Below are 26,959 nucleotides of genomic sequence, written 5' to 3'. Positions count from 1 at the left end.
ATCCTATACTGGTCTGGTAGGAACGGAACACTCATAAAAACAGCTGCAAGGATGTAAAAGATGACGCTAAAGCAGAAAATCCTGTTGTTGGGAGCCGTCCCCGTGCTCCTGATGGCCCTGGTGGTCAATCTCAGCAACTACATGATTGCAAAGAGTGATCTGGAAGCCGATCTGGTGGTGGCGCGGGAGAATGCGATCAAGGATCGCAAGGAACTGCTCAGCAGCTATCTGATGCTGGCCAAGACGGCCATCGATGCCGTCTACAGCCAGCCGGACACTCCGGCGGTGCGCAAGCAGGTGATCGAGATGCTGCGTCCGCTGCGCTACAGCAGCGACGGCTACTTCTTCGTCTACGACTTTCAGGGCACGGCGATACTCTTGCCTCCCCGTCCCGAGATGGAGGGCAAGAACCGCTGGCAGGACAAGGATGCCAAGGGCAAGCTGCTGATCCAGGAGATCGTCAAGGCGGCGCGCCAGGGGGATGGCTTCTCCGAATACTGGACCGCCAAGCCCTCCATCGGCCGGGATGCGCCCAAGCTCTCCTTCAACCTGGTGCTCGACAAGTACCAGTGGGTCATCGGCACCGGCTTTTACATCGACGACATCGACAACGAGCTGGCGGCGCTGCGCACCGAACGCGAGAGCAACATGCGTGACTCGCTGCAGAGCAGCGTGCTGCTGATCCTGGTGATCCTGGGGGTGACCCTGGCCGCCACCGTGGTGATCGGCAACCGGGTCACCCGGCCGCTGGCGGATGCGGTCTCGGCTCTCAACGACATCGCCGACGGGGAGGGGGATCTGACCCAGCGCCTCAAGGTACAGAGCCATGACGAGATTGGTCAGCTGGCCACCGCCTTCAACCGCTTCGTGACGAGGATCCAGTCGGTGGTGAGCCAGGTGGGGGAGACCAGCAATCATCTGTTCAGCGCGGTGGAGAAGCTGCACCACCTGAGCGAGCACTATGACCATCAGATGCACGGCCACAGCCGGGAGACGGATCAGGTGGTCACCGCGGTGACCGAGATGAGCTCCACCGCCCAGGAAGTGGCGGCCAGCGCCTCCAACGCCGCCACCGCCACCAGCGATGCGGCGCGCGAATCCGATGCCGCCCGCGGCGTGGTGGGCACCGCCATCAACAGCATCAACCGGCTGGTGGGCGAGGTGCACACCGCCTCCGGCGTCATCGAGCAGCTGGCGCAGGAGACCGCCAAGATAGGATCCGTGGTGGAGGTCATTCGCGGCATTGCCGAGCAGACCAACCTGCTGGCGCTCAACGCCGCCATCGAGGCGGCCCGGGCCGGCGAGCAGGGACGCGGCTTTGCGGTGGTGGCGGATGAAGTCCGATCGCTCGCCGGTCGCACCCAGCAGAGCACCAAGGAGATCAACGAGATGTTGCAGCGCCTGCAGGGCGGGGTGAAACAGGCGGTGGACGTGATGCAGGCGAGCGAGGATCGCAGCCAGGAGACGGTGCAGGAGGCGAGCCACATCGCCACCTCCCTCGACAGCATGGTGATGGCGGTCAGTACCATCAACGACATGAACATCCAGATCGCCACCGCCGCCGAGGAGCAGCATGCGGTCTCCGAGGAGATCAACAAGAACCTGGTGGCCATTCAGCAGATCGTCAGCGAGCTGACCGATGCGGCGGTCGAGTCCAACAGCACCACCCGCGATCTGGCCAGCACCGGGGACAAGCTGCGCAAGCTGGTCTCCCAGTTCCGCTACTGATGGGGTGACAAGAGGGGATATCCCTCACAAGATGCGGCCTGGCCCCCGGTTCAGGCCGCACTTTATTTGGGGATTGATCAATAATGTGTGAAAATTGTCGCCCTCTGTGTCAGCTGTTGCCCCTTACCCTATGAATGAGATCGTGAAAGGCAGTATCGATTTGATCCGTCAGCTCAACTATGGCCTGGTCTACGCCAGCCTGGAGGAGCACAAGGAGCTGTCCCGTACCGATCTCTCCCGCCTGACTGGCCTCTCGCCTGCCAGCATCACCAAGATCACCCGCGAGCTGCTGGACGGCGGTCTGGTGGTCACCTGCGGCGAGAGCTCGGTGGGGCGCGGTCGCCGCCAGACCCTGCTGCGCATCAACGAGCGCCGCTTCCAGTTCCTCTCCATGCGCCTGGGGCGCGGTTATGTGGACATGGCCCTGTTCGATCTGGCAGGCCGCTCCCTCGCCCGCCATCGTCACGTCTTCAGCGAAGGGGAGCGCGCCGACCTGCTGGCCAGCCTGGTGCGGGCCATCGAGGGCTTCTTGCCCAAAAAAGCGCTGCGTCTGGCCTGCATCGCCCTTTGCCTGCCCGGGCAGGTGGAGCGCCACTCCGGCATGGTCAAGCACTTTCCCTTCTATGACCTGCGCAACTGGCCGCTCGGCCCGACCCTGCAGGAGGCCTTCGCGGTGCCGGTGCTGGTGAGCGGCGACGTGCGCACCTGGATCCAGGCCGAGCGTGAGTGGGGCGCCGCCAAGAACTGCGCCGATGCGGTGCTGGTGTTCGTGCACAACGACATCGGGGTTGGCATGGTGGTCAACGGTCAGCTCATCGAGAGCGAGAACGCGCTGCTCGGCGATCTCAGCCACCTGCAGCTCGAGCCCTACGGTCAGCGCTGCTACTGCGGCGGCTTCGGCTGTGCCTGCACCCTGGTGACCAATCAGGCGCTGGAGGCGCAATACCGGGATCTGCGCGAGCGGATGCAGGAGCACGATTTGCCCGAGAGCGTCACCATTCGCGAGCTGTGCGAGCTGGCGCTGGCGGGCAACAGCCTCTGTCAGGACATCCTCCATCAGGCGGCGGGGCGGCTCTCCCGGGTGCTCTCCAACCTCATCTGTCTGCTCAATCCGGGCAAGTTGCTGCTGGGGGGGGAGATCACCCGCGCCGATCGGCTGCTGTTCCCCATGCTGCACCAGTCGCTGGCCAGCCAGTTGCCGGCCGAATACCTGGTGCGCCTGCAGATCGAATCCACCCACTTCTACGAAGATCCCACCAAGCCCACCTCGGTACAGGTGCACAAGGCCCTGCGCGACGGCAGCCTGCTGCTCGACTTGTTGCGAGGCGACAAGGAGGCATGAGGCTGGGGTTGCAAGGACGCATCCTGCTCATGCTCTGTCTGGTCAGTCTGCTGCAACTGGTGCTGCTGAGCGGGGCCAGTTACTACTATGTGTCCGAGCAGCGCTACCGCGAGGTGGGGGATCAGGCCCTCGACGTGGCGCGGCTGGTGGCGCGAGAGTCCGGCGTCATCGCCGGGGTGAAACGGGCCGACACCGCCCGCCTCAACGTGCTGGTGGAGCGGATCCGCGCCGAGGTCGGCGCCAGCTACATCGTCGTCGGCGATAAGGACGCGCGCCGGCTGGTGCACCCCAATGCGGATCGCATCGGCCAGCCCATGATGGGGGATGACCCGCAACGGGCCTTGCAGGGGGAGTCCTACATCTCCCGCGCGCAAGGGTCCCTCGGGGTCTCGGTGCGCGGCAAGAGTCCCATCCGCGATGAGCTCGGCCAGATCATAGGGGTGGTGTCGGTCGGTTATCTGGTGCGGGATATCGAGGCGGATCTGCAGGGGTTCCTGCGCTTCGGCCTTGCCATGACCCTGCTCATCGTGCTGCTCAACAGCCTGGCCGCCGCCTGGCTGGCCCGCCGTTACAAACGTGCCATCCTTGGCTTCGAGCCCGAGCAGATCGGCCGCCTTTATGCCGAGCTCGACTGCACCCTGCGCACCGTGCGTGAGGGGATCCTCACCATCGACGAGCAGGGGCGGCTCACCTCCCTCAACCCCAATGGTATCCGCTTGCTGCGTCTGGACGAGGCCGCCGCCCGGGTCGCCATCGGCCAGCCGGTTACCCGGCTGCTGCCGGAGAGCCGCATGCTCTCCCTCATTCAGGATCCGCGCCCCCAGTTTGACGAGGAGATAGTGCTCAACGGCCAGTCCCTCATCGTCAACCGGTTGCCGCTGGTGCGCGAGGGCAAGCTGATCGGCGCGGTGTCGAGCTTTCGGCGCAAGGACGAGCTGGAAGAGCTCAGTGCCCAGCTCTCTCAGGTGCAGGCCTACAGCGATCTGCTGCGGGTGCAGACCCACGAACACCACAACCAGCTCGGCACCATCGCCGGGCTCATCGAGCTCGGGGCCACCCGTGAGGCGCTCGCCTTCATTGGGCGGGAGGCGGCCACCGAGCAGAGCCTGCTCAGCTTCCTGATGAGCGCCATCGCCAAGCCCAAGGTGGCCGGCCTGCTGCTCGGCAAATACCACAGGGCTCACGAGCTGGGGCTGGTGCTGGAGGTGGACCCGGATTCCCGCCTGCACGACATTCCCCTTCGCGTCAGCGGCTCCCAGCTGGTGACGGTGCTGGGCAATCTCATCGACAATGCCTTCGAGGCGACCCGTCGCCACGGTACCCCCTACCAGCCGGTGCGGGTGGCCCTGAGCGATCTCGGCCAGGATCTCATTCTGGAGGTGGAAGACGGGGCCGGCGGCATCGACCCTGCGCTGGCGGATCGGCTGTTCGAGCGGGGGGTGAGCAGCAAGGCGGAGCCGGATCACGGCATCGGCCTCTCCCTGGTGCGCAAGACCCTGGATGCCCTGCAGGGGACCATCACCATCGAAGCCACGGCGCAGGGGAGTTGCGTCGTCTGTTACATTCCCAAGGAGGTGTGAGTGATCAAGATCCTGATCGTCGAGGACGATCCGGCCATCGCCGAGATCCACCTCCGCTTCGTGCAGCGACTGGCAGGTTTCGAAGTATTGGGGGTGGCGCTCACCCTGTTCGATGCCAGGGAGCAGATCGCCATCCTCAAGCCCGATCTGGTGCTGCTGGATGTCTGGCTGCCCGATGGCGAGGGGTTTGCCCTGTTGCGCGAGCTGCGTCAGGCCGGGGCGAGTCTGGACGTCATCTTGCTCACCGCGGCGAGGGAGGCCGGTGCCCTGCAGGAGGCGATGCGGCTCGGGGTGGTGGATTTCATCTTGAAACCCGTGGTGTTCGAGCGGCTGCGCGACACCCTCGACAAATATTGCCAGAGCCGCGCCGCCCTGGCGGCCCTGGCGGACATCGATCAGCAGGCGGTGGACGCCCTGTTTGGCACGCCGTTGCAGCAGGTGGCGGCGGGTGGCCTGCCCAAGGGGATCGACGGCCTCACCCTGCAGCGGGTGCTGGCGGCCTTGACCCAGCAAGGAGCCAGCGCCGAGGAGATCGGTGGCCGGGTCGGGGTGAGCCGCACCACGGCGCGCCGCTATCTGGAGTTTCTGGTGGGCCAGCAACTGGCGAGTCCGGAGCTGGAGTACGGCACCGTTGGCCGGCCGGAGCGGCGTTATCGCCAGCCCTGACTGGCGTAACTCCCCATCCACTCTTGCCAATAAAAAGAGCGCCTGTCGGCGCTCTTTTGCTGTGTGGGATCCGCCAACTCAGCTTGGCTCGGATTGCAGTGTGGCGGCCGGTGCGCGGCGCGCCTGCCACCACTGCCACAGCGGCAACAGCAGCATGGTCAGGGTGATCACCGTGAAGGCCAGGGTGATGGGGCGCTCCCACAGGAAGCTCAGGCTGCCGTCGTTGATCACCAGGGCCCGGCGCAGGTTGTCCTCCAGCATGCCCCCCAGGATGAAGCCGAGCAGCATGGGGGCCATGGGGAAGGTGAGCAGGCGCAGGCCGATGGCGATGAGCGCCACTATGGTCATCACGTGGATGTCCATGGTGTTGAAGGAGACCAGATAGACCCCGGTCAGGGAGAACAGCAGCACCATGGGGATCAGCACGGGGCGAGGCACCGCCAGCACCTTGGCCAGATAGGGGATGAGGGGGAGGTTCAGGATCAACAGCACCACGTTGCCCAGGTACATGGAGATGATCACCGACCAGAAGACGTCCGGATGCTCCATGAAGAGGCGCGGGCCGGGCTGGATGCCGTAGGCCACTAGGGCGCCCAGGATGAGGGCCGTGGTGCCCGAGCCCGGGATCCCCAGGGTCAGCAGGGGCACGAAGGAGCCGGTGGAGGCGGCGTTGTTGGCCGCTTCCGGCGCGGCCAGACCGCGCAGGCTACCCTGGCCGAACTGCTCCTGGCGCTGCTTGCCGGCGATGTTGCGCTCGGCGCCGTAGGCCATGAAGGCGGCGATGGTGGCGCCGGCCCCCGGCAGCACGCCGATGAGAAAGCCCAGCACCGAGGAGCGGGCGATGGGAGGGGCGATCTCCCTGACCTCCTCCTTGCTCAGCTTGAGGCTGCCGAGCTGCTGCATCTGCCTGGCTTCTTCCTCGCTGTTGTCCTTGCCGGGGCGCAATACCGCCATCAGGATCTCCGCCAGAGCAAAGGTGGCCATGGCCAGCAGCAGGAAGGAGAAGCCGTCGCGCAGGTCCGGCAGGCCGAAGGTGAACCTGTCCACCCCGACGCTGCGGTCGATGCCGATGGTGGAGATCATGATGCCAAACAGCGCCATGATCAGCGCCTTGAGCACCTGCCCCTTGCCGGCAAAGGCCGCCACGGCGGAGAGCCCCAGCACCATGAGGGCGAAGTAGTCCGCCGACTGGAAGGAGAGGGAGACCTTGGCCAGCAGGGGCGCCGCCACCATCAGCATGATGGCGGAGAGGGTGCCGCCGGTGAAGGAGGCGTAGGCGGCGATGGCCAGCGCCTTGCCCGCCTGTCCCTTGCAGGCCAGGGGGTAGCCGTCGAAGGCGGTGACCACGGTGGCGGAGCAGCCGGGGGCGTTGATCAGGATGGAGGAGGTGGAGCCCCCGAAAATGGCGCCGTAATAGACGCCGGCCATCAGGATGATGCCGGAGGAGGGATCCAGGCCATAGGTGATGGGGATCATCAGGGCGATGGCGGTGACGGGGCCAAGGCCCGGCAGCATGCCGATAAAGGTGCCGATGAAGCAGCCAAGCACCACCATCATCAGGTTGACCGGCAGCAGTGCGGTGCCGAGTCCTTGCAAGATTCCGTCTAACATGGTGACTCCTTAGAAACCGAGCAGGGTGAACAGGCGACCCGGCTCCAGATAGACGTTGAGCCCCTTGGTGAGCAGGGCCCAGAAACCGATGGAGAAGGGGACGCTGATCATCAGACCGTAGCGCAGGCTGGGCTCACCCAGTACCCGGATGCCTACGCTCAGGAAGGCGATGGTCGAGAGCACGAAGCCAAACCAGGTGAGTCCCAGTCCGTAAATGACCATGAGACCGAGCAGGATGAAGACCCGGCGCCAGTCCCCCTCTTCCCGGCGCAGAGGCTCACCCCCGGGAAAGAGCACCAGCAGCAGGGAGAGCAGCGCCCCGATCCCGGCCAGGGCATAGGGCAGGGTACTGGCGGTGAAGGGTTCGTATTCGTCGCCGGGGTAGCCCGGTATCTCGGTGGCGTAATAGCCATAGGCGAGGGAGAGCAGCAGAAACAGCAGCCCCCCCAGTCGCTCCTTGGTGATGTTCATCTCTTGACTCCAACATGAGCGGCGGGCCTGCGCCCGCCTGCGATGTGACAACGAGGGTTACTTGATGAAGCCGAGCTCGCGCATCAGGCCGCCAATCTGCTGCTCCTGGCCGTCGAGGAAGGCGGTGAACTCGGGACCGGACTTGTAGAGGTTGGTCCAGCTGTTACGGCTGCGAACCACTTCCCACTCCGGCTTGTCGTACATCTGCTTGAGCAGGGCGGCAAACTCGGCGGATTTCTCCGGGCTGATGGTGGGGGAGGCGAAGTAACCGCGCCAGTTGGCGAAGACGGTGGGGTTGTTCTGCTCGCTGAAGGTGGGGATCTGCTCCGCCCCCGGCAGGCGCTTGTCGGAAGTGACCCCGAGGATCCGCATCTGGCCCGACTTGACCGCTTCCATCGCCTCGCCAAAGCCGGTGGAGATGGCCTGGGTCTCCCCGGCCAGCACGGCGGCCATGGCGCTGCCGCCGGCATCGTAGGCGACGTAGCGCAGCTTGCTGGCGTCGGCACCGGCGTTCTTGAAGGTCAGGGCGGCGACCAGGTGATCCAGGCTGCCACGGGCGGAGCCCCCGGCGATCTTCACCTTGGCCGGGTTCTCCTCGTAGGCGGCCAGCAGCTGGGCCCAGTTCTGATAAGGGGAGTCCGCCTTCACCGCCAGCGCCTGATAGTCGGCGATGATGGCGGCTACCGGCGTCAGATCACGGAAGGACTGGGGCAGCTCCTTGGAGAGGGATTTGACGATGATGGGGGTGGAGTTGACCATCAGGGTCTTGTCGGACTGGGCCGAGGTCTCGATGAGGTGGGCGATGGCCTTGGCGCCGCCACCGGCGGACATGTTCTGGTAGGAGACGGTCTTGACCAGACCGGACTTGGCCAGCACTTCACCTGTGCCGCGGGCCGTGGTATCCCAGCCGCCGCCGGCGCCGCCTGGGATCAGGAAGTGGACTTCGTTGATCTGGGCGTGGGCGCCGAAGCTCAGTGCGAGCAGGCTACCGATCAGGGTACGCTTGAAGGTTCCTTGCAACATGGTGCTCTCCTTGTGATTGTTGCAGGAAGGTTAATTAATCATGTCTGGTTGGAAAACAATCTGACCGTAATGGCTATTAAGGCTGTTGTGGCCATATTGTTCATTCTGGTCACGACAGGGAGAACTGCCCGCTCATGGCAGGCCGGAAGGGGGGGCAGGCTGCACTGCGCCGCCGGCTGAAAAGGCGCGAGGCTCCCCGTCAGAAGGGGAGCCTCGCGAAAGAGGGGGCTGGCTTATCCCTGTGATGCGGGGGCGGCGGAGACCTGGTCGCCGCTGGCTCCCTGCTGCTTGAGGGCCTCGCTCGCCTGCTGCTTGCGTTGCAACTGCTCCACCACCAGCTTGTAGGCGATGTAGTACTTGTAGATGTTGCCCACGTAGGTGACGGTCTCGGGCCCTATCTTCTCCGCCGCCACGTACTCGACGTTGTGAAACCAGACGTTGGGATCCAGCCCCCGTTTCTTGGCCTCGGTGCGCAGCCGTGCCACCCGGGCGGGGCCGGCATTGTAAGAGGCGAACGAGAAGAGCGCCTTGTCGAGGGCGGTCATGGGCTCGTCCGCATAGTAGTGGTCGATCATCCAGCGCATGTATTTGACGCCGCCATGGATGTTGGGCTCAAGCTGGCGGATGTCGCCCACCTTCAGGCCCTTGCCGGTGGCGGGCATGATCTGCATGATGCCGATGGCGCCGACGTGGCTGCGCGCCTGATGGTTGAGGGCCGACTCCTGATAACCCTGGGCTGCCATCAGCAGCCAGTCCACCTCGTATTTCTCGCCATACGCGCGAAACAGATCCACCACCTGCAGAAACTTCTTGCGCTCGGCCTCGGCGGCGGCGCTCTTGACGAACTTGTTCTGCTTGAGATAACGGGCGAGGAGCTCGTCCCCGGTTGCCTTGCCGCGCAGCGCCTTGATCTGTTTGTTGAGCATGGCCAGCAGTTGCGGGCTCTCCTTGCGCACCGCCCAGGCGATGACACCCCCTTGCCGGAACACCGGCTGTTCATGGATCCGGATGGCGGGAAAGATCTTCTGCCAGAAGCGCGCCTTGTGCTCGTCCATGACGATGAAAGGGAGCAGGCCGGCGTTGACCATCTCTACCAGATCTTCGTCCTCCAGTGCCTCGGGGGCCGGTTGAATGTCGATGAGCGGCTCTCCCGCCGCCTTGCGTGCCTGGTTGTAGGCCATGAGGCTCTCGAAGTAGCTGGAGGAGGGGCGCACGTAGATGCGCTGGCCGGCCAGGTCGGCGGCACTTTCCACCTTGGGGGAGAGGGGGCCGGAGATGAGTAGCTCCTGCACGTTGTCGAGCAGGGGAGCGGTGAATGCCACGCCCTGCTCCTTGCGCTTGTCCGTGATAGTGAGGTTGGCGGCGGCGATGTCACCCTTGCCCGCGATGAGGGCATCCAACAGGGCTTCGCGTGCCACCGGGATGAAGATCAGGTGCAGCTTGAGATGGCGCTTGAGGTTCTTTTGCTTGCGCAACTGCTCGTTGAGCCGCTTCTCCAGCAACATGAAGGCGTCATAGGTGACGCCCCGCTGTATCCCCTTGTCGATGAAGTAACCTGTCTTGTTGTAGGTGGTGAGCACCCGGATGGAGCGCCGTGCCAGCATGGCATCGAGATCGCCAAGCTGGGGCTGGGCCAGCTGGTCGCTGTTGAACGTCAGTGCGGCCGGCTCGGCGTCGGCCTGCGCTGGCGTTGCGGCCTGCAGCGGGCCGCACAGCAGTCCGCACAGGAGGAGGATCCATAACCGCGTCATGATACTGCCCTCATGTTTTTCATTGAGTGTAAGCGGCATGGGGCGGGCGCTTTAGCTCATTGGGTTTGCTCGGCGGGGGGTGGATAGCACCATAGGCCCTATCCGATGAGGGGTCAGGCAGCGGGGAGGCGGTGAACAGAGCAGGGAATAAAAAGGGGAGCCTCAGTGGCTCCCCTTTGACGACACTTGGTCGGCGCTAGAACCAGAAGCCGATGATGAAGGAGCCCGCCAGGGTCAGCATGACGTTGGCCACCGCATAGGTGCCGGCATAGCCGAGCGCCGGGATGGAGCTGTTGGCCGCCTCGTTCACCACGTCCATGGCCGGGGCGCAGGTACGGGCCCCGGTGATGGCGCCGAGCAGCAGGGCCGGGTTCATCTTCAGCACCCAGACGCCGAACAGGTAGCCCACCAGCACCGGCAAGGTGGTCACCAGCATGCCGGAGAAGAGCACCACCATCCCCACTTCGCTCAGGTGATCCAGGATGCCGCCACCGGCTTTGAGGCCGGTGCTCACCATGAAGACGGCAAGGCCGAGATCCTTGGCCAGACGCAGGGCGCCCGGCGGCACATAACCCACCGTGGGGTGGTTGGCGCGCAGGTAGCCCATCAGGATCCCCGCCAGCAGCAGGCCGACGGCGTTGCCGAGGCCAAACTCCAGCTGGCCGAACACCAGGGAGACGGAGCCAATCAGCAAGCCCAGCACGAAGAAGGTGGTGAAGGCCACCAGATCCGTGGTCTGGCTGTGAATGCTGATGAAGCCGATCTTGTTGGCCAGCAGCTTGACCCGCTGCTTCTCGCCGCTGATCTGCAGCACGTCGCCCTTTTGCAGCATGATGTTGCGATCGAACGGCATCTCGATCTGGGAGCGCACCACCCGGTTGAGGAAGCAGCCCTTCTCGGTGAGGTTGAGCTCCACCAGGTGGCGACCCACCACAGCGTCGTTTTTCACCACTATCTCTTCGGTGACGATCTGCAGGTCAAGCAGGTTGCGGTCGAACACCTCCTTGCCGTTGCGGTAGTTGACGTCAAGCTTCTCGTGACTCTCGGGGTAGCCTACCAGGGCGATCTCGTCCCCTTCCTGGATGACGGCGTCACCATCCGGACTCGCCAGGATGCCGTTGCGGCGGATCCGCTCCACGTAGCAGCCGGTGTGAGGATAGATGCCGGTCTCGCGCAGGGTGCGACCACCGATCCAGGCCGCCAGCTCGGGGCCGACCCGGTAGGCGCGGATGATGGGCAGGTAGGTCTTGCGGCTCTCGTTGTCGGAGAGACCGCGCTCGCGAGCGATCTTCTGCGCCTCGGTGTTGAGGTCGAGCCGTGCCAGCGAGGGGAGGTAGCGCACCACCATCATCAGGCCCACCAGTCCCACCAGATAGGTCAAGGCATAGCCGATGCCCATGTTGTCCAGCACCGACTGCATGTCGGTTTGATGGGGGAGGTTGAGCAGGCCGCTGCGCAGGGCATCCTGGGCCCCCACCAGCGCCGGGGTCGAGGTGAGCGAACCGGCCAGGATGCCGGCGGCCATGCCCGGCCCCAGGTTGAAGAACTTGGCCAGTCCCACGGTGAGGAAGAGGGCGGTCAGCAGGATCACTAGGGTCAGGGTGATGTAGTGGATGCCGTCGCGCAGGAAGACGCTGAAGAAGTGCGGCCCCGCTTCGATCCCCACGCAGAAGATGAACAGCATGAAGCCGACGTTCTCCGTGGTGGTGCTGAATTCGAAGCCCATCTGGCCGAACAGCAGGGCGGTGAACAACACGCCTATGGTGTTGCCTATCTGGAAGTTGCCAACCCTGACTTTGCCGAGCAGCAGGCCGAAAGCCAGTACCACGAACAGCAGCAGGGAGTCGCTTTGATGTAGCAGTGTCACGAAATCTATGGTCATGCCCGGAAAAACCGAGGAAAAAAGTGGGGCCGACATTGTGCCGGATCCCTCACCAATAAAGAAGCGTCAAAGGCGCATTAATCGGTACTAACCCGCCACCGCCCTCGGGGTCATGAGGGTAACTGGGGGGCACCTGCGGCAATGACCTCTATTTCCCTCTGCCAGCCCCGCTGTCAATTAGTGATTCCTGCTATCTGTGATCCTCGTCTTCGGGGGCCGCTTGAAATTTTACGCTCTGCTGTTTGGTCGGCTGATTTGGCTCTCTGGCAGCATTTTTGACTGATGGGGATAGGATGAGTCTGGCGGTTGGTCGCGGCCTACCCGTGCAGGGTGACCCATCTGTGGCGGGATGGCGAAAAGATATCTGTAAAAAGCATCTGATGGGGGCACTGGAGACCCATTCGGGGGGCGCGGCAAAAACAGCAGAAAATGAGGTTGGCGAGTCAAACGTGCCGGCCTTGCCGGCAATGGCCTGCCAACCTAGGCCGTCATTGGCTTTGGCCTACTTACCCACAGAAACTGTGGATAACCCTGTTCATGAAACTTGGTGATCAGGCTGTAGCCCGCGCCAATACTGGGCTGCAAGGACTGTTCAAAAAATACCTGAAAAAGATTGTTTCTATAAAAATCAAATAGTTACGCGCAGCAGAACAAAACGCTGTCGAGGCGGATGGGGGAGAAAAAGGGAGAGGTCACCGCAGGGTGCGGCTTGTGCATTAAAATTGGTAGAGGAAAGCACTAAAGTGGATAACTTGCACCGAGATGGTGAGGAATTGGCTCCCCCGACTGGACTTGAACCAGTGACATACGGATTAACAGTCCGCCGTTCTACCGACTGAACTACGGGGGAACATCAGGCAAGGAGGAGCATCATACAGAGGTCGCATTTCGAGGTCAATAGCCGCTTCTGCTGCCAGAGTGGATACCCAGGCCACCCCATCTCGGAGTACACTTCTGCTCTTGCGTATTTTTTGCCGGGAGTCGTCATGAGCAAGTTATTCAAGCTGGCCAGCCAGTTTCAACCCGCCGGGGATCAGCCGAGGGCCATCGCCCAGCTGCTCGACGGCATCGAGTCTGGCCTCGCCCATCAGACCCTGCTCGGGGTGACCGGCTCGGGCAAGACCTTCACCATGGCCAACGTCATCGCGACCCTCAATCGTCCCACCATGATCCTGGCTCCCAACAAGACCCTGGCGGCCCAGCTCTATGGGGAAATGAAGGAGTTCTTCCCCGACAACGCGGTGGAGTATTTCGTCTCTTATTACGACTACTACCAGCCCGAGGCCTATGTGCCGACCACCGATACCTTCATCGAGAAGGATGCCTCCATCAACGATCACATCGAGCAGATGCGGCTGTCGGCCACCAAGGCGCTGCTGGAGCGGCGCGACGTGGTGATCGTCGCCTCGGTGTCGGCCATCTACGGCCTGGGGGATCCGCAGGCCTACCTCAGCATGATGCTGCACCTCAAAGTGGGGGATGTGATCAACCAGCGGGACATATTGCGCCGCCTCGCCGAGCTGCAGTACACCCGCAACGACATGGCCTTCCAGCGCGGCACCTTCCGGGTGCGGGGGGAGGTGATCGACATCTACCCCGCCGAGTCGGACAAGCTGGCCCTGCGGGTAGAGCTGTTTGACGAAGAGGTGGAGCGGCTCTCCCTGTTCGATCCGCTGACCGGCGCCATCGAGCAGACGGTGGTGCGCTACACCATCTACCCCAAGACCCACTACGCCACCCCGCGTGAGACCATCCTGGGGGCCATCGAGCACATCAAGGAGGAGCTCAAGGGGCGACGCGAGCAGTTGTTGTCCCTCAACAAGCTGGTGGAAGAGCAGCGCATCAGCCAGCGCACCCAGTTCGACATGGAGATGATGCAGGAGCTGGGCTACTGCTCCGGCATCGAGAACTACAGCCGCTACCTCTCCGGCCGCGCGCCGGGTGAACCGCCGCCCACCCTGTTTGACTACCTGCCGGGGGACGGCCTGCTCATCATCGACGAATCCCACGTTACCGTGCCGCAGATCGGCGCCATGTTCAAAGGGGACAGATCCCGCAAGGAGACCCTGGTGGAGTACGGCTTCCGGCTGCCGTCGGCGCTGGACAACCGGCCGCTCAAGTTCGACGAGTTCGAGGCGCTGATGCCGCAGACGGTGTTCGTCTCGGCGACCCCGGGCCCCTACGAGCTGGACAAATCCGGCGGCGATGTGGTGCAGCAGGTAGTGCGCCCCACCGGTCTGCTTGACCCCGAAGTGGAAGTGCGGCCGGTCAGCACCCAGGTGGACGATCTGCTCTCCGAGATCCGCAAGCGGGTGGCGGTGGAGGAGCGGGTGCTGGTCACCACTCTCACCAAGCGGATGGCGGAGGACTTGACCGAATACCTGGCGGATCACGAGGTGCGGGTGCGCTATCTGCACTCGGACATCGATACCGTGGAGCGGGTGGAGATCATCCGCGATCTGCGCCTTGGCAAATTCGACGTGCTGGTGGGCATCAACCTGCTGCGCGAAGGCCTCGACATGCCGGAGGTCTCCCTGGTGGCCATCCTGGATGCTGATAAAGAGGGCTTCCTGCGCTCCACCCGTTCGCTTATCCAGACCATAGGCCGGGCGGCGCGCAACCTCAACGGCAAGGTGATCCTCTACGGGGATACCATCACCAACTCCATGAAGGTGGCGATTGAAGAGACCGAGCGGCGCCGCGCCCTGCAGCACGCCCATAACCTGGAGCACGGCATCACGCCGAAGGGGCTCAACAAGTCCGTCGGCGATGTGATGGACATGGGGGGCAGCCGCACCGCGGGCAAGGCCGGCAAGGGGAGCCGCAAGGCCGCCGAGCCGCAAGGGGAGTACCACGCCCGCTCCGCCAGCGAGATCGCCAAGGAGATCAAACGGATGGAGGAGCAGATGTTCCAGCATGCGCGGGATCTGGAGTTCGAACAGGCGGCGGCGCTGCGGGATCAGATCCAGCGGCTGCGCGGCGAGCTGATCGAGTCATGAGCGCCCGACGCTGGCTCATCTGGCGGCGCCTGCGTCGCCTCTATCAGGGCTTTCGCCATCCAGCCACCCCCTGGTGGGCCAGGGGGTTGGTGATCCTGGTGCTGCTCTACGGCATCAGCCCGATGGATCTGGTGCCCGACCTGGTGCCGCTGGTCGGCTGGCTCGATGACGCCACCCTGCTGTTGCTCCTCCTGTGGGGCTGGGAGCGTTGTCTGCCGGCGCCGGTGCGCAAGGATCTGGAGAGCGCCTCCTGAGCGGTCAGGGCACGACAGGTTTGCGATATCGGGGGGAGGCTGAGGCGGGATAAACGGTTTCATTCGAGCGACGCCAAGCGGCGAGCACAGGAGGCTGTCCACAGCGATTGTGGCCTGCCTGGCATTGGCGTAGACTCCACGCCGTTCACATCATGAGTATGGAAAAATGGATCTGATCCTCTTTGCAATCGACTTTATCCTGCACGTTGACGTGCATCTGAAAGAGCTGTTTGAAAACTACGGTATCTGGGTTTACGCCATCCTGTTTCTCATCATCTTCTGCGAGACCGGACTGGTGGTCACCCCCTTCCTGCCGGGTGACTCCCTGCTGTTTGCCGCCGGAGCCCTCACCGTGGGCAGCGTGCTGGACGTGCACACCCTGGCGGCCGTGCTGATCATCGCTGCCGTGCTCGGCAACGTGGTGAACTACACCATAGGCCACTTCTTCGGCGAGCAGCTGTTTCGCAACCCGGACTCCAAGATCTTCCGGCGGGACTATCTGGACAAGACCCACGCCTTCTACGCCAGACACGGCGGCAAGACCATCATCATCACCCGCTTCCTGCCCATAGTGCGTACCTTCGCCCCCTTCGTGGCGGGCATGGGGGCCATGACCTATCCGCGCTTCCTGGCGTTCAATCTGGTGGGGGGGCTCTTGTGGGTGATCTCCTTTGTCTACGCCGGCCACTTTTTCGGCAACCTGCCGGTGGTGCGGCAGAACTTTACCCTGCTCATCTTCGGCATCATCGGCATCTCGCTGCTGCCCATGGTGATCGGCATGGTGAAAGCCAAGCTCAACGCCGGCAAGGTGGCTTCCTGAGTCAGCCTTGTTGGCCGTGTCATGAGAGGGAGCTGCAGGCTCCCTTTTTTGTTTGAGCATGGTTCTGATTGCTGATTTCTCACTGATGAGCCTGGAGGAAAGGCTAATAGGCGAGCAAGCAAGCGGTCACCAGGATGGCTGGCAGGGGAGCGAGACATTGAAGAACGATATCAGGGGGCAAGGTGCCACCCACTATCTTCATGAAAAAGGGAGCCACTGGCTCCCTTTTCGCGACGGATGATGTTGATCCGACCTAGTTGCAGCAGCGCCCCTTGACCAGGTTGCCGATGGCCACCACCACGAACACCAGCAGGTAGGCGGCGAAGATGGCCACCAGCCACTGGGGCATGGAGAAGCTCAGGAACTGCCAGCTGACCTCGCTGCAGTCGCCATCCGGGAAGAACATCCAGGGGATCCACTGATCCAGCGGTGCCCAGCTCGGGAAGTCGACAAACCCTTCGCAGACATTGAAGGGAGAGGGGTTTACCTGATAATCCACATGCTTGAGCGCCAGTTTCAGGCCCCAGAAGGCACTGGCGCCCCACATCAGCAGGGCGCTCCAGCGCACATACCATTTCTGCGGAGCCACCATGCCGAGCAGCGCCGCCATGAGGACCCCGAGGGTGGCAAGCCGCTCATAGATACACATGACGCAGGGATGCAGACCCAGCACGTGCTGGAAGAAGAGGGCGCTCAACTCGAGGAACAGGGCGGAGGCTGCAAGCAGGCCCCATGCCAGGCGATGGGCGGCTATACGTCGCAGAAACTCTATCATCTGGTTGATCTCACAGAAAAAACAGTGGCTGAATTAGAGCAGAGCAGGGGCCAAAAAGAAAGGGCCCTGGCGGGCCCTCATGGCACTCAGTAGAGTGCGGACAGTACCGCAGGCGCGGCATTGTCGAGCGTCAGCCAGCCGGCCTGATAGTACCAGTCGGTGAGCGGGCCGAGCAGAAACTCCACCGAGAAGAAACCCACCAGACCCAGCACCAGGGTATAGGGCAGCGCCATCCACACCATCCGGCCGTAGGAGAGGCGTAGCAGTGGCGCCAGTGCCGACGTCAGCATGAACAGGAAGGCGGCCTGGCCGTTGGGGGTGGCCACCGACGGCAGATTGGTGCCGGTGTTGATGGCCACCGCCAGCAGCTCAAACTGCTCGCGGCTGATGGCATTGTTGAGCAGGGCGGTCTTCACCTCGTTGATGTAGACGGTGCCGACGAAGACGTTGTCACTGACCATGGAGAGCAGGCCGTTGGCCAGATAGAAGAGCGCGAGCTGGGCGTCCGGCTCGGCGGCCAGTACCCATTGGATAACCGGCTTGAACAGCTGCTGATCGATGATGACGGCGACCACGCTGAAGAAGACGGCCAGCAGGGCGGTAAAGGGCAGTGCCTCCTGGAATGCCTTGCCGAGGGAGTGCTCTTCGGTGATGCCGGTGAGGGAGGTGGCCAGTACGATGACCGACAGACCGATGAGGCCCACCGCCGCCAGGTGCAGGGCAAGCCCCAGAATGAGCCAGAGGGCGATCACCGCCTGCACGATCAGCTTGGCCTTGTCCTGAGCGGTGCGCTCGGCCTCTTCATAACGGTTGTAATCCTCCATGATGCGACGTACTGCGTCCGGCAATTTGGCGCCATAGCCAAACCAGCGACACTTTTCGACCAGGACGCAGGTCAGCAGACCGCAGATAAACACCGGAACCGTGACCGGAGACATGCGAATGGCGAATTCGACGAAGTTCCAGCCGGCCTGTTCACCGATGATCAGGTTCTGCGGCTCTCCCACCAGGGTGCAGACGCCACCGAGGGCAGTACCGATGGCAGCATGCATCATCAGGCTGCGCAGGAAGGCACGGAAGTCATCCAGGTGCTGACGATTGAGCTCGTTGACGGTGCCATCATCGGTGTAATCGTGGGAGTGGCCAAACTCCTTGCCGGAGGAGACCTTGTGATAGATGGCGTAGAAGCCGGTGGCGACGCTGATCACCACGGCAATCACGGTGAGGGCATCGAGGAAGGCTGACAGGAAGGCGGAGACCAGACAAAACGCCAGGGATAGCATCGTTTTGGAGCGGATCCGGATCAGCAGCTTGGTGAACACGTAGAGCAACAGCTGCTTCATGAAGTAGATGCCGGCCACCATGAACACCAGCAGCAGCAGCACTTCGATATTGGCGACCAGTTCGTGTTTGACCTGCTGTGCCGAGGTCATGCCGATCAGCACTGCCTCGATGGCCAGCAGTCCGCCGGGTTGCAGCGGATAACACTTGAGGGCCATGGCCAGGGTGAAAATGAACTCGACGACCAGCAGCCAGCCGGCCATGAAGGGATCGAGATAAAAGGCGATCGGGTTGATCAGCAGGAATAGAAGAATAGCGGCCTTGTACCACTGGGGGGCGTTGCCCAGAAAGTTCCTGGCAAAGGCTTGCCCTAAGCTGATTGGCATAATAATGGGTCTCTGTTTTGTGGTTGGTATCTGCGTCTATGCAGTCAAGACAGGCTCGACCAGAACATCCGGATGTTGTCCCTTATCAGATTGATTCCTCATGATTTTAATCAAAAAGAGCATTAACTATAAATAACATAGTCGCCCTTGCCCATGAGTATGGTGGTTTTATGGGCAATCCAGGGGTTGGCTGGCACCTATTGCCGGCTGAAATACATTTTTTTAACAAAATCCCCCGCTGATGTGAGCAGAGGACTGACCTTCTGCTTGCCAGCCCTCCCTGCTTTGCTATTATTCGTGAGCCTTTTTTACGTACTACAACAGAGTCACTACATGGTCATAAAAGCGCAGAGCCCCGCAGGGTTTGCCGAGGAATACATCATCGAGTCCATCTGGAACAATCGCTTTCCTCCAGGATCCATCTTGCCGGCCGAGCGCGAGCTGTCCGAGCTGATTGGCGTGACCCGAACCACCTTGCGTGAAGTGCTGCAGCGTCTGGCCCGCGATGGCTGGCTCACCATCCAGCATGGTAAACCGACCAAGGTGAACAACTTCTGGGAGACCTCGGGACTCAACATTCTGGAGACCCTGGCTCGCCTCGATCAGGACAAGGTACCGGATCTGGTGGCTCAGCTGCTGTCGGCGCGCACCAACATCTGCACCATCTTCATTCGTGGCGCGATCCGCAACAACCCGGAGCAGGCCGCCGAGATCCTGCGCGGCGCCGCCGAGGTGGAGAACAGCGCCGAAGCCTATGCGGACTTCGATTACCGGTTGCACCATCAGCTGTCGTTCGCCTCCGGCAACCCCATCTACGCCTTGATCCTGAACGGTTTCAAAGGGCTGTACAGCCGGGTTGGCCGCTACTACTTTTCCGACAAGCAGGCGCGTGAAACCGCGGATGCCTACTACAAGACCCTGCTTAACCTGGCCGAGACCAAGAATCACGAGGCCGTGTTCATGACGGTGCGCCAATATGGCATCGAGTCCGGTAAACTCTGGACCCGTTTGCGCCAGGACATGCCGAGCAATCTCTGCGACAACTGAGCCTGTTCTGATGCAAGAAAAACGCGCCGATTGGCGCGTTTTTTTATGGCTGCAAGGTGAGGGGATCAGACCGGCTTCTTCTCCGGACAGCGCCCTATGATGTCGGGAGGCAGTTCGCCATTGTCCTGCTCCAGTATCACGTCGAAGCCCCACAGCTGGTGCAGATGTTTGAGCACCTCGTGACGGGAGTCCCCCAGCGGGATCCGGTTGTGTGGCACATAGCGCAGAGTGAGGGAGCGATCCCCCTTCACCGCCACGTTGTAGACCTGGATGTTGGGCTCCAGATTGCTCAGGTTATACTGGGCTGACAGGGTGTTGCGCACCTGACGATAGCCTTCGTCGTTGTGGATGGCCGAGACCTTCAGGTAGTTCTTCAGATCATCGTCATCGATGGCGAACAGCTTCATGTCGCGCATCACCTTGGGACTCAAAAACTGGCTGATGAAGCTCTCGTCCTTGAAGTTCTGCATGGCGAAATGCAGCGTCTCCACCCAGTTGCTGCCGGCGTAGTCGGGGAACCAGTATCTGTCCTCCTCGGTCGGGTGCTCGCAGATGCGGCGCAGATCGGTGAACATGGCAAAGCCGAGGGCGTAGGGGTTGATCCCCGAGTAGTAGCGACTGTTGTAGGGGGGCTGATAGACCACGTTGGTGTGGCTGTGCAGCACCTCGATCATGAAGCGATCGCTTATCTTGCCCTCGTCATAGAGGTGGTTGAGGATGGTGTAGTGCCAGAAGGTGGCCCACCCTTCGTTCATCACCTGGGTCTGTTTCTGGGGGTAGAAGTACTGGCTGATCTTGCGCACAATGCGCACTATCTCGCGCTGCCAGGGCTCCAGCAGGGGGGCATTCTTCTCGATGAAATAGAGAATGTTCTCCTGTGGCTCGGCAGGGTAGCGCCGGTCTTCCACCCCGGAGGCCTTGTGCTGTTTGGGCAGGGTGCGCCACAGCTCGTTGACCTGGGTTTGCAGATAGTCTTCCCGTGCCTTCTGGCGTCGCTTCTCTTCGGCCATGGAGATCTTTTGAGGCCGCTTATAACGATCCACCCCGAAGTTCATCAGCGCATGGCAGGAGTCGAGCAATTTCTCCACCGCGTCGATGCCGTGCTTCTCTTCACATTCGGTGATGTAGTTCTTGGCAAACAGCAGATAGTCGATGATGGAAGAGGCATCGGTCCAGGCCTTGAACAGGTAGTTGTTCTTGAAGAAGGAGTTGTGGCCGTAGCAGGCGTGGGCCATCACCAGGGCCTGCATCGGCATGGTGTTCTCCTCCATCAGATAGGCGATGCAGGGATCCGAGTTGATGACGATCTCGTAGGCCAGCCCCATCTGGCCACGCTTGTAGTTGCGCTCGGTGTGGATGAAGCGCTTGCCGAATGACCAGTGCTGATAACCGATGGGCATGCCGACGCTGGAGTAGGCATCCATCATCTGCTCCGCCGTGATCACCTCTATCTGGTTGGGGTAGGTGTCCAGTCGATAGAATTTGGCGACCCGGGCTATTTCTTGATGGTAAATGTCCAGCAGGTCGAAGTTCCAGTCCGGGCCATCGTCCAGCGGCGCTACTTTTCTTGCGGTTTCTACCATATGACCTCCCTCAAGCCGCTTGCTTCTTGAACAGCTCCCGGAATACCGGATAGATATCCTCGACCTTGCGAATATGTTCCATCGCAAAGTGGGGGAACTGGCTGGCGACCGATTCATACTCGTGCCATAGGGTCTGGTGAGCGCGGGTGGTGATCTCGATGTAGGAGTAGTACCGCACCCGCGGCATGATGTCCCGCACCAGGATCTCCCGGCACTGCGGCGAGTCGTCGGCCCAGTTGTCACCATCTGACGCTTGTGCCGCGTAGATGTTCCACTGGTTGGCGGGGTAACGTTCGTTGATGATGTCGTTCATCATCTTGAGCGCACTGGAGACGATGGTGCCGCCCGTCTCCTGGGAGTAGAAAAATTCGTGCTCGTCCACTTCCTTGGCCTGGGTGTGGTGACGGATGTAGACCACTTCGACGTTCTTGTAGGTCCGGCTCAGGAACAGATAGAGCAGGATATAGAAACGCTTGGCCATCTCCTTGGTGGCCTGATCCATGGAGCCTGACACGTCCATCAGGCAGAACATCACCGCCTGGCTGGAAGGCACGGGCCGTTTGACGAAGTTGTTGAACTTGAGATCGAAGGTGTCGATAAAGGGCACCGCATCGATCCGTCTCTTCAGCTCACGGATCTCTTTTTCGAGCTGGGCCATCTCCGCAAAGTGTTCGGTGGGATCGGCGGCCAACAGGGCGAGACGATCCTCCAGTTCGTGCAGTTGGCGTTTCTTGCCCGCTTGCAGCGCCATGCGGCGGGCCAGCGAGTTTTGCAGTGAACGCACCACGTTGATGTTGGCGGGTACCCCGTTGGAGGTGTAACCCGCCCGGTAGGTTTTGACTTCCATCAGCTGATTGAGCTGGGTTTTTTGCAGCCTCGGCAGTTCCAGATCTTCAAACAGCAAGTCCAGATACTCATCCTTGGAGATCTGGAAGACGAAGTCGTCCGCCCCCTCTCCCTGATTGGAAGCCTGCCCCTCGCCGGAGCCCTGACCGCCACCTCCTCCCTTGGGGCGGTCAATCTTGTCGCCGGAGACGAATTGATCGTTGCCGGGGTGCACCATCTCCCGTTTACCGCCTTGCCCCTGATGGAAATGGGGTTCGCCGATGTCCTTGGTCGGGATGCTGATGCTCTCGCCGGTATCCACGTCCTGAATGCTGCGCTTGGAGACAGCATCAGAGACCGCTTGTTTGATCTGCTTCTTGTAGCGGCGGATGAAGCGCTGCCGATTGACAGCGCTTTTGTTTTTGCCGTTGAGCCTGCGGTCGATAAAATGCGCCATAACTCCCCCTTGAACAGTCAGGGTCAGGATGACTTGCGTACCCTGAGATACCACTCGGAGAGCAGACGCACCTGTTTGCGGGTGTAGCCTTTCTCCATCATCCGTTCGACAAAGTTATCGTGCTTCTTCTGCTCCTCGGCCGAGGTTTTGCTGTTGAAGGAGATAACCGGCAGCAGCTCTTCCGTGTTGGAGAACATCTTCTTCTCGATCACGGTGCGCAGCTTCTCGTAACTGGTCCAGTTGGGGTTACGGCCTGCATTGTTGGCGCGGGCACGCAGCACGAAGTTGACGATTTCGTTGCGGAAATCCTTCGGATTGCTTATCCCGGCAGGTTTTTCAATTTTCTCCAGCTCGCTGTTGAGGGAGGCGCGGTCAAACAGCTGGCCGGTCTCGGGGTCACGGTACTCCTGATCCTGGATCCAGAAATCGGCGTAGGTGACATAACGATCGAAGATGTTCTGACCGTACTCGGAGTAGGACTCGAGGTAGGCGGTCTGGATCTCCTTGCCGATGAACTCCACGTAGCGCGGGGTCAGATAGCCCTTGATGAATTCAAGGTAGCGGTCGTGCAGCTCTTGCGGGAACTGCTCGCGCTCGATCTGCTGCTCCAGCACATAGAAGAGGTGTACCGGGTTGGCCGCCACTTCCGCGTGATCGAAGTTGAAGACGCGGGAGAGGATCTTGAACGCAAAGCGGGTGGATAAGCCATTCATCCCCTCGTCGACGCCGGCGTAATCGCGGTACTCCTGATAACTCTTCGCCTTGGGATCGGTATCTTTGAGACTCTCGCCATCATAGACCCGCATCTTGGAGTAGATGCTGGAGTTTTCCGGTTCTTTGAGGCGCGACAGCACGGAGAACTGGCCCAGCAGCTCCAGGGTCCCTGGGGCGCACTTGGCATCGGTCAGCTCACTGTTGACCAGCAGCTTCTCGTAGATCTTCACCTCTTCCGACACCCGCAGGCAGTAAGGCACCTTGACGATGTAGACCCGGTCGAGGAAGGCCTCGTTGTTCTTGTTGTTGCGGAACTGCTGCCACTCGGATTCGTTGGAGTGAGCCAGCAGGATGCCGTCGAAGGGGAGGGCGGATAGCCCCTCGGTACCGTTGTAGTTGCCCTCCTGGGTGGCGGTCAGCAGTGGGTGCAGCACCTTGATGGGGGCCTTGAACATCTCGACGAACTCCATGATCCCCTGGTTCGCCTTGCACAGTGCGCCTGAGTAGGAGTAAGCGTCGGCGTCATCCTGGGCGAAGTGCTCCAGCATGCGGATGTCCACCTTGCCGACCAGAGAGGAGATGTCCTGGTTGTTGTCATCGCCCGGTTCGGTCTTGGCGATGGCAATCTGGTCGAGGATGGAGGGGTTGACCTTCTCCACCTTGAACTTGGTGATGTCGCCACCAAACTCGTGCAGCCGCTTGGCGACCCAGGGGGACATGATAGGGCGCAGGTAGCGGCGCGGGATGCCGTACTCTTTTTCCAGCAGCTCGCCATCTTCTTCGATGTCGAACAGGCAGAAGGGGTGATCGTTGACCGGTGACCCCTTGATGCGATAGATAGGCACCTTCTGCATCAGGGATTTGAGTTTTTCTGCCAGCGAGGATTTACCACCGCCGACCGGGCCCAGCAGATAGAGGATCTGTTTCTTCTCTTCCAGCCCCTGGGCGGAGTGTTTGAGATAGGAGACGATCTGTTCGATGGCCTCTTCCATGCCGTAGAAGTCTTTGAAGGCGGGATAGCGTGCCACGACGCGGTTGGAAAAAAGACGACTGAGTCTGGGATTGGCAGAGGTGTCGACCATCTCAGGCTCACCGATGGCGGTCAGCAGACGTTCGGCGGCGGAGGCGTAGCAGGACTTGTCCTGCTTACACATATCCAGGAACTCCTGGATGCTGTATTCCTCTTCCCTGGCTTTCTCATATCGCTGTTGATAATGCTCGAAGATGCCCATAACTTTGCCCTCGTTATAGTCGCTTACCCTGAAAAGAGTGGATCACTACTTTTGTTCTGTTTACCTCATTAAGCCTAGTCAACAGCCCCCAGTAATCCATCACCAACTATTGGTTTAAATTTGCAAGGGTACTTCCCGACCCGATGCGGGAAGGCGCAATCAGTGACACACCTATGTTACTGACTGTTAAATTATTTTTGCCATGATAGTGAGGCAAATGTCAAAGACATAAAAAATAAATGTTTGTCAAAAAATGGAAACTGCACCGCATTGTTCCTGGCCGGCTGCCGCAAGCGCAGTCAGGGCAAGGGGGAGCGCGCCACGCAGCAAAAATGGCATTACGTTTACGTGCACGTAAAGTTAATTGTTTGGTGTTTTAGCTCTAATTTTTACATTGACGCTACATTGCGACTGCTCTAGATTGGCCCTGTGTCGGGCAGTCAGCGCTTTAGCAAGAGAGTGGCTGGTTGCCGATACAAAGCTCTGTTTAAGCACGTTTCCGTTGGCTTGACCCTCGCAAATGCGAGGGTCTTATTTTTTCAGCGCAATCGACGCTGTCTGGTGAGCTAGTGATCGTGGTGGAGCGGATAAATGCGGGAAACCGCCGCTAGGACGTCGGCGAAGGGGTGGGATGCCAGCTGGCCAAATCCGGCCAGGCTTTTCGCCTTGACCCGGGTGGTGAGCGGCGTGGCGATGCCGCACAGAAAGCGGGTCAGGATGCGCGGATGCCGGGTGTGACACAGGGCCACCAGGGGATCGCACCAGGCTCTTAGTCCCTGTTCATTGGGCAGTGTCCGGCCGGGCAAGGGGGGGAGCTCTGCCACCTCGCCCCGACAGACAGAGCAGTGCCCGCAATGAGTGGGCGCAGCCTGATCGGCAAAGTAGCGTGCCAGTTCATGGCTCAGGCAACTGCTTGAGGTAAAGAAACCCAGCAATGCCTGCAGACGGGCCAGCTCGCTGTGTTCTTTCTTTTCAAACAAGTTGTGCAGCTCATCGGCCTGGGTTGCCACGTCAATCTCCTGGCGCAGCACCCGGTAAACCTCGGTCATCTGCTTGCTTTCCAGTTCGATCCAGCCCTGCTGCTGCAGGTAGTCCAAGGCCGCCGCCGCGCGGTGCCGCTCCCCCTGATAGCCTTGCCAGAGTGCTTCGAAGTCCATGGTGCACCAGCTGCGGGCCTGCGGGGCGCAGGCGAACAGCTGCTCCAGGAACAGGCGTCGTTCGGGGTTGAAGCGGGCCAGGATCTCCGCTTTCTCCAGCACGAACTTGAAACGGTACTCGGCAAAGTAGCTGTAGGCCGGGGCTATGATGCCCGCCATCTCCAGATAGACCAGCAGGGTCTTGAGAGGCAGTTGGCGGATGTTGGTTTCATTGGACAGACGCAGCAGGCTGAATTCCCACTCGCTGCCGCTTTGCAGCAGGATCTCGAGCAGCGCGACGATGGCCGAGCGATCCGGAGTGTCGCCATAGACGAAATTCTCCAGCACCGGCAACTGGCTGCGATTGGCCAGCACGATGCAGCGGGAAGGCTGGCCGTCGCGGCCGGCACGGCCTATCTCCTGGCTGTAGTTTTCGATGGACTTGGGCAGATCGTAATGGATCACCCGGCGAATATCGGCCTTGTCGATGCCCATGCCAAAGGCGATGGTGGCCACGATGCAATCCAGCTTGCCGGTCATGAAGTCGTGCTGGATCTGGCTGCGCAAGGTGGCGTCGAGCCCGGCATGATAGGCTCGGGCCCTGATCCCGCGCTGCTGCAGCTGGGCGGCACAGGCTTCGGCAGTGTGCTGCAGGGTGACGTAGATGATGGTGGGGGCGGCGGGATTGCGCGCCAGTTCCCCATGCAGCCAGCCATCGCGCGCCTCGGCGGGCAGGGGAACGACGGCCAGGTCCAGGTTGGCGCGATAAAAGCCGGTGACGATGAGCCCGTCATCCTCGATGTCGAATTTGGCCTGCATGTCGGCCATCACGGCCGGGGTGGCGGTGGCCGTCAGCAGCAGCACCTGGGGAATGGCCAGTTCGCGGCGATAGTCAGGCAGCTTGAGGTAGTCGGGGCGAAAGTTGTGGCCCCATTCCGAAATGCAGTGGGCCTCGTCCACCACCAGCATTGACAGCGGCACCTGCTGGATGAAGCGGCGAAAGCGCTCGTTCTTGAGGCGCTCCACCGAGATCATCAGGATCTTGAGCTGGCCGTCGTTGGCCTGCTGCATCACCCGGCGGCTCTCCTCCGCTGTCAGGCTGGAGTCGAGGGTGGCGGCGGCGATCCCCTTGCTGCGCAAAAAGGCGAGCTGATCGTGCATCAGTGCGATCAGGGGGGAGATCACCAGGGTCAGGTGGGGCAGGGCCAGTGCCGGCAACTGATAGCAGAGGGATTTGCCTGAACCGGTGGGGAAGATGGCGGCGGCGTTCTTGCCCGCCAGCAGCCGGCTGATCACCTCTTCCTGTCCTGGCCTCAACCGATCGAAGCCAAAGTGACGGGTCAACAGGGATGAGATCATGGCAAAGGCTCCGCGGCAAAACCGTCATGATACCACC

At 61.3% G+C, this 26,959-nt stretch carries 19 protein-coding genes and 1 tRNA gene; 8 read left to right on the top strand and 12 right to left on the bottom strand.

The window, feature by feature from the left end:
* Window positions 1-60 precede the first annotated feature (60 nt).
* The 4 genes from AB5Y95_RS05530 to AB5Y95_RS05515 all read left to right on the top strand — a co-directional run bounded on the left by AB5Y95_RS05530 (window position 61) and on the right by AB5Y95_RS05515 (window position 5,316).
* Window positions 61-1,728, top strand: a complete 1,668-nt coding sequence (locus tag AB5Y95_RS05530) for a methyl-accepting chemotaxis protein (RefSeq protein ID WP_368159869.1) — start codon at window positions 61-63, stop codon at window positions 1,726-1,728.
* Window positions 1,729-1,858: 130 nt separating this feature from the next.
* A complete protein-coding gene (locus AB5Y95_RS05525; protein ID WP_005300317.1) occupies window positions 1,859-3,070 on the top strand; it encodes an ROK family transcriptional regulator in 1,212 nt (403 codons plus the stop codon).
* Window positions 3,067-4,650, top strand: coding sequence for an ATP-binding protein (locus AB5Y95_RS05520; RefSeq protein ID WP_368159867.1), 1,584 nt, complete (start codon window positions 3,067-3,069; stop codon window positions 4,648-4,650). The genes AB5Y95_RS05525 and AB5Y95_RS05520 overlap by 4 nt, the downstream gene beginning before the upstream one ends.
* Window positions 4,651-5,316 (top strand): response regulator, encoded by a 666-nt coding sequence (locus AB5Y95_RS05515; protein ID WP_368159865.1) that lies wholly within the window; start codon window positions 4,651-4,653, stop codon window positions 5,314-5,316.
* 78 nt (window positions 5,317-5,394) lie between these two features.
* Here the strand turns inward: AB5Y95_RS05515 and AB5Y95_RS05510 are convergent, their stop codons facing one another.
* From AB5Y95_RS05510 to AB5Y95_RS05485, 6 genes are all read right to left on the bottom strand, one after another.
* Complete coding sequence (locus AB5Y95_RS05510) at window positions 5,395-6,927, bottom strand: tripartite tricarboxylate transporter permease (RefSeq protein WP_368159862.1); 1,533 nt, start codon at window positions 6,925-6,927, stop codon at window positions 5,395-5,397.
* 9 nt (window positions 6,928-6,936) lie between these two features.
* The gene (locus tag AB5Y95_RS05505) at window positions 6,937-7,398 is read right to left on the bottom strand and encodes a tripartite tricarboxylate transporter TctB family protein (RefSeq protein WP_005300329.1); all 462 of its coding nucleotides are present in this window, start codon (window positions 7,396-7,398) and stop codon (window positions 6,937-6,939) included.
* Between the two features lie 57 nt (window positions 7,399-7,455).
* Window positions 7,456-8,421, bottom strand: coding sequence for a tripartite tricarboxylate transporter substrate binding protein (locus tag AB5Y95_RS05500; RefSeq protein WP_005300332.1), 966 nt, complete (start codon window positions 8,419-8,421; stop codon window positions 7,456-7,458).
* A 233-nt stretch (window positions 8,422-8,654) separates the two neighbouring features.
* Entirely contained in the window at window positions 8,655-10,172 is a 1,518-nt protein-coding gene (locus AB5Y95_RS05495) for a transporter substrate-binding domain-containing protein (protein WP_368159860.1), read from the bottom strand.
* A 196-nt stretch (window positions 10,173-10,368) separates the two neighbouring features.
* Window positions 10,369-12,054 carry an aspartate:alanine antiporter gene (locus AB5Y95_RS05490; protein WP_010634129.1) on the bottom strand — a complete coding sequence of 562 codons (1,686 nt, stop codon included), beginning with the start codon at window positions 12,052-12,054 and terminating at the stop codon, window positions 10,369-10,371.
* Window positions 12,055-12,828: 774 nt separating this feature from the next.
* Window positions 12,829-12,904, bottom strand: a tRNA-Asn gene (locus AB5Y95_RS05485).
* A 136-nt stretch (window positions 12,905-13,040) separates the two neighbouring features.
* On the opposite strand from AB5Y95_RS05485, the gene uvrB reads away from it, so the two are divergent.
* The 3 genes from uvrB (at window position 13,041) to AB5Y95_RS05470 (ending at window position 16,127) form a co-directional block, all read left to right on the top strand.
* Entirely contained in the window at window positions 13,041-15,053 is a 2,013-nt protein-coding gene (gene uvrB, locus AB5Y95_RS05480) for an excinuclease ABC subunit UvrB (RefSeq protein ID WP_368159856.1), read from the top strand.
* Window positions 15,050-15,307, top strand: coding sequence for a YkvA family protein (locus AB5Y95_RS05475; protein ID WP_254196850.1), 258 nt, complete (start codon window positions 15,050-15,052; stop codon window positions 15,305-15,307). The genes uvrB and AB5Y95_RS05475 overlap by 4 nt, the downstream gene beginning before the upstream one ends.
* Window positions 15,308-15,473: 166 nt before the next feature.
* Window positions 15,474-16,127: a DedA family protein gene (locus AB5Y95_RS05470; protein ID WP_005300347.1), complete on the top strand. Its 654-nt coding sequence runs from the start codon at window positions 15,474-15,476 to the stop codon at window positions 16,125-16,127.
* 253 nt (window positions 16,128-16,380) lie between these two features.
* On the opposite strand, the gene dsbB is transcribed toward AB5Y95_RS05470, so the two are convergent.
* Together dsbB and nhaB are read right to left on the bottom strand one after the other, a co-directional pair.
* Complete coding sequence (gene dsbB, locus AB5Y95_RS05465; protein ID WP_005300350.1) at window positions 16,381-16,902, bottom strand: disulfide bond formation protein DsbB; 522 nt, start codon at window positions 16,900-16,902, stop codon at window positions 16,381-16,383.
* An 86-nt stretch (window positions 16,903-16,988) separates the two neighbouring features.
* The gene (gene nhaB / locus AB5Y95_RS05460) at window positions 16,989-18,569 is read right to left on the bottom strand and encodes a Na(+)/H(+) antiporter NhaB (protein ID WP_005300353.1); all 1,581 of its coding nucleotides are present in this window, start codon (window positions 18,567-18,569) and stop codon (window positions 16,989-16,991) included.
* A 333-nt stretch (window positions 18,570-18,902) separates the two neighbouring features.
* Here nhaB and fadR point away from each other — a divergent pair, with 333 nt between their 5' ends.
* Window positions 18,903-19,616, top strand: coding sequence for a fatty acid metabolism transcriptional regulator FadR (gene fadR / locus AB5Y95_RS05455; protein WP_005300356.1), 714 nt, complete (start codon window positions 18,903-18,905; stop codon window positions 19,614-19,616).
* Between the two features lie 65 nt (window positions 19,617-19,681).
* On the opposite strand, the gene AB5Y95_RS05450 is transcribed toward fadR, so the two are convergent.
* The 4 genes from AB5Y95_RS05450 to AB5Y95_RS05435 form a co-directional block, all read right to left on the bottom strand.
* On the bottom strand, window positions 19,682-21,199 hold the full coding sequence (locus AB5Y95_RS05450) for a SpoVR family protein (RefSeq protein WP_005300359.1): 1,518 nt from the start codon (window positions 21,197-21,199) through the stop codon (window positions 19,682-19,684).
* 10 nt (window positions 21,200-21,209) lie between these two features.
* Window positions 21,210-22,481: a YeaH/YhbH family protein gene (locus tag AB5Y95_RS05445; protein ID WP_010634123.1), complete on the bottom strand. Its 1,272-nt coding sequence runs from the start codon at window positions 22,479-22,481 to the stop codon at window positions 21,210-21,212.
* Window positions 22,482-22,504: 23 nt separating this feature from the next.
* On the bottom strand, window positions 22,505-24,427 hold the full coding sequence (locus tag AB5Y95_RS05440; protein WP_005300364.1) for a PrkA family serine protein kinase: 1,923 nt from the start codon (window positions 24,425-24,427) through the stop codon (window positions 22,505-22,507).
* Between the two features lie 566 nt (window positions 24,428-24,993).
* Window positions 24,994-26,922 carry an ATP-dependent DNA helicase RecQ gene (locus AB5Y95_RS05435; RefSeq protein WP_368159851.1) on the bottom strand — a complete coding sequence of 643 codons (1,929 nt, stop codon included), beginning with the start codon at window positions 26,920-26,922 and terminating at the stop codon, window positions 24,994-24,996.
* Between the last annotated feature and the right edge of the window lie 37 nt (window positions 26,923-26,959).

Source organism: Aeromonas sp. R5-3 (assembly GCF_040908225.1).
GTDB lineage: Bacteria > Pseudomonadota > Gammaproteobacteria > Enterobacterales > Aeromonadaceae > Aeromonas > Aeromonas dhakensis.
Note: the sequence above shows the minus strand (reverse complement) of the source record. Positions and strands in the feature narration are given on the sequence as shown.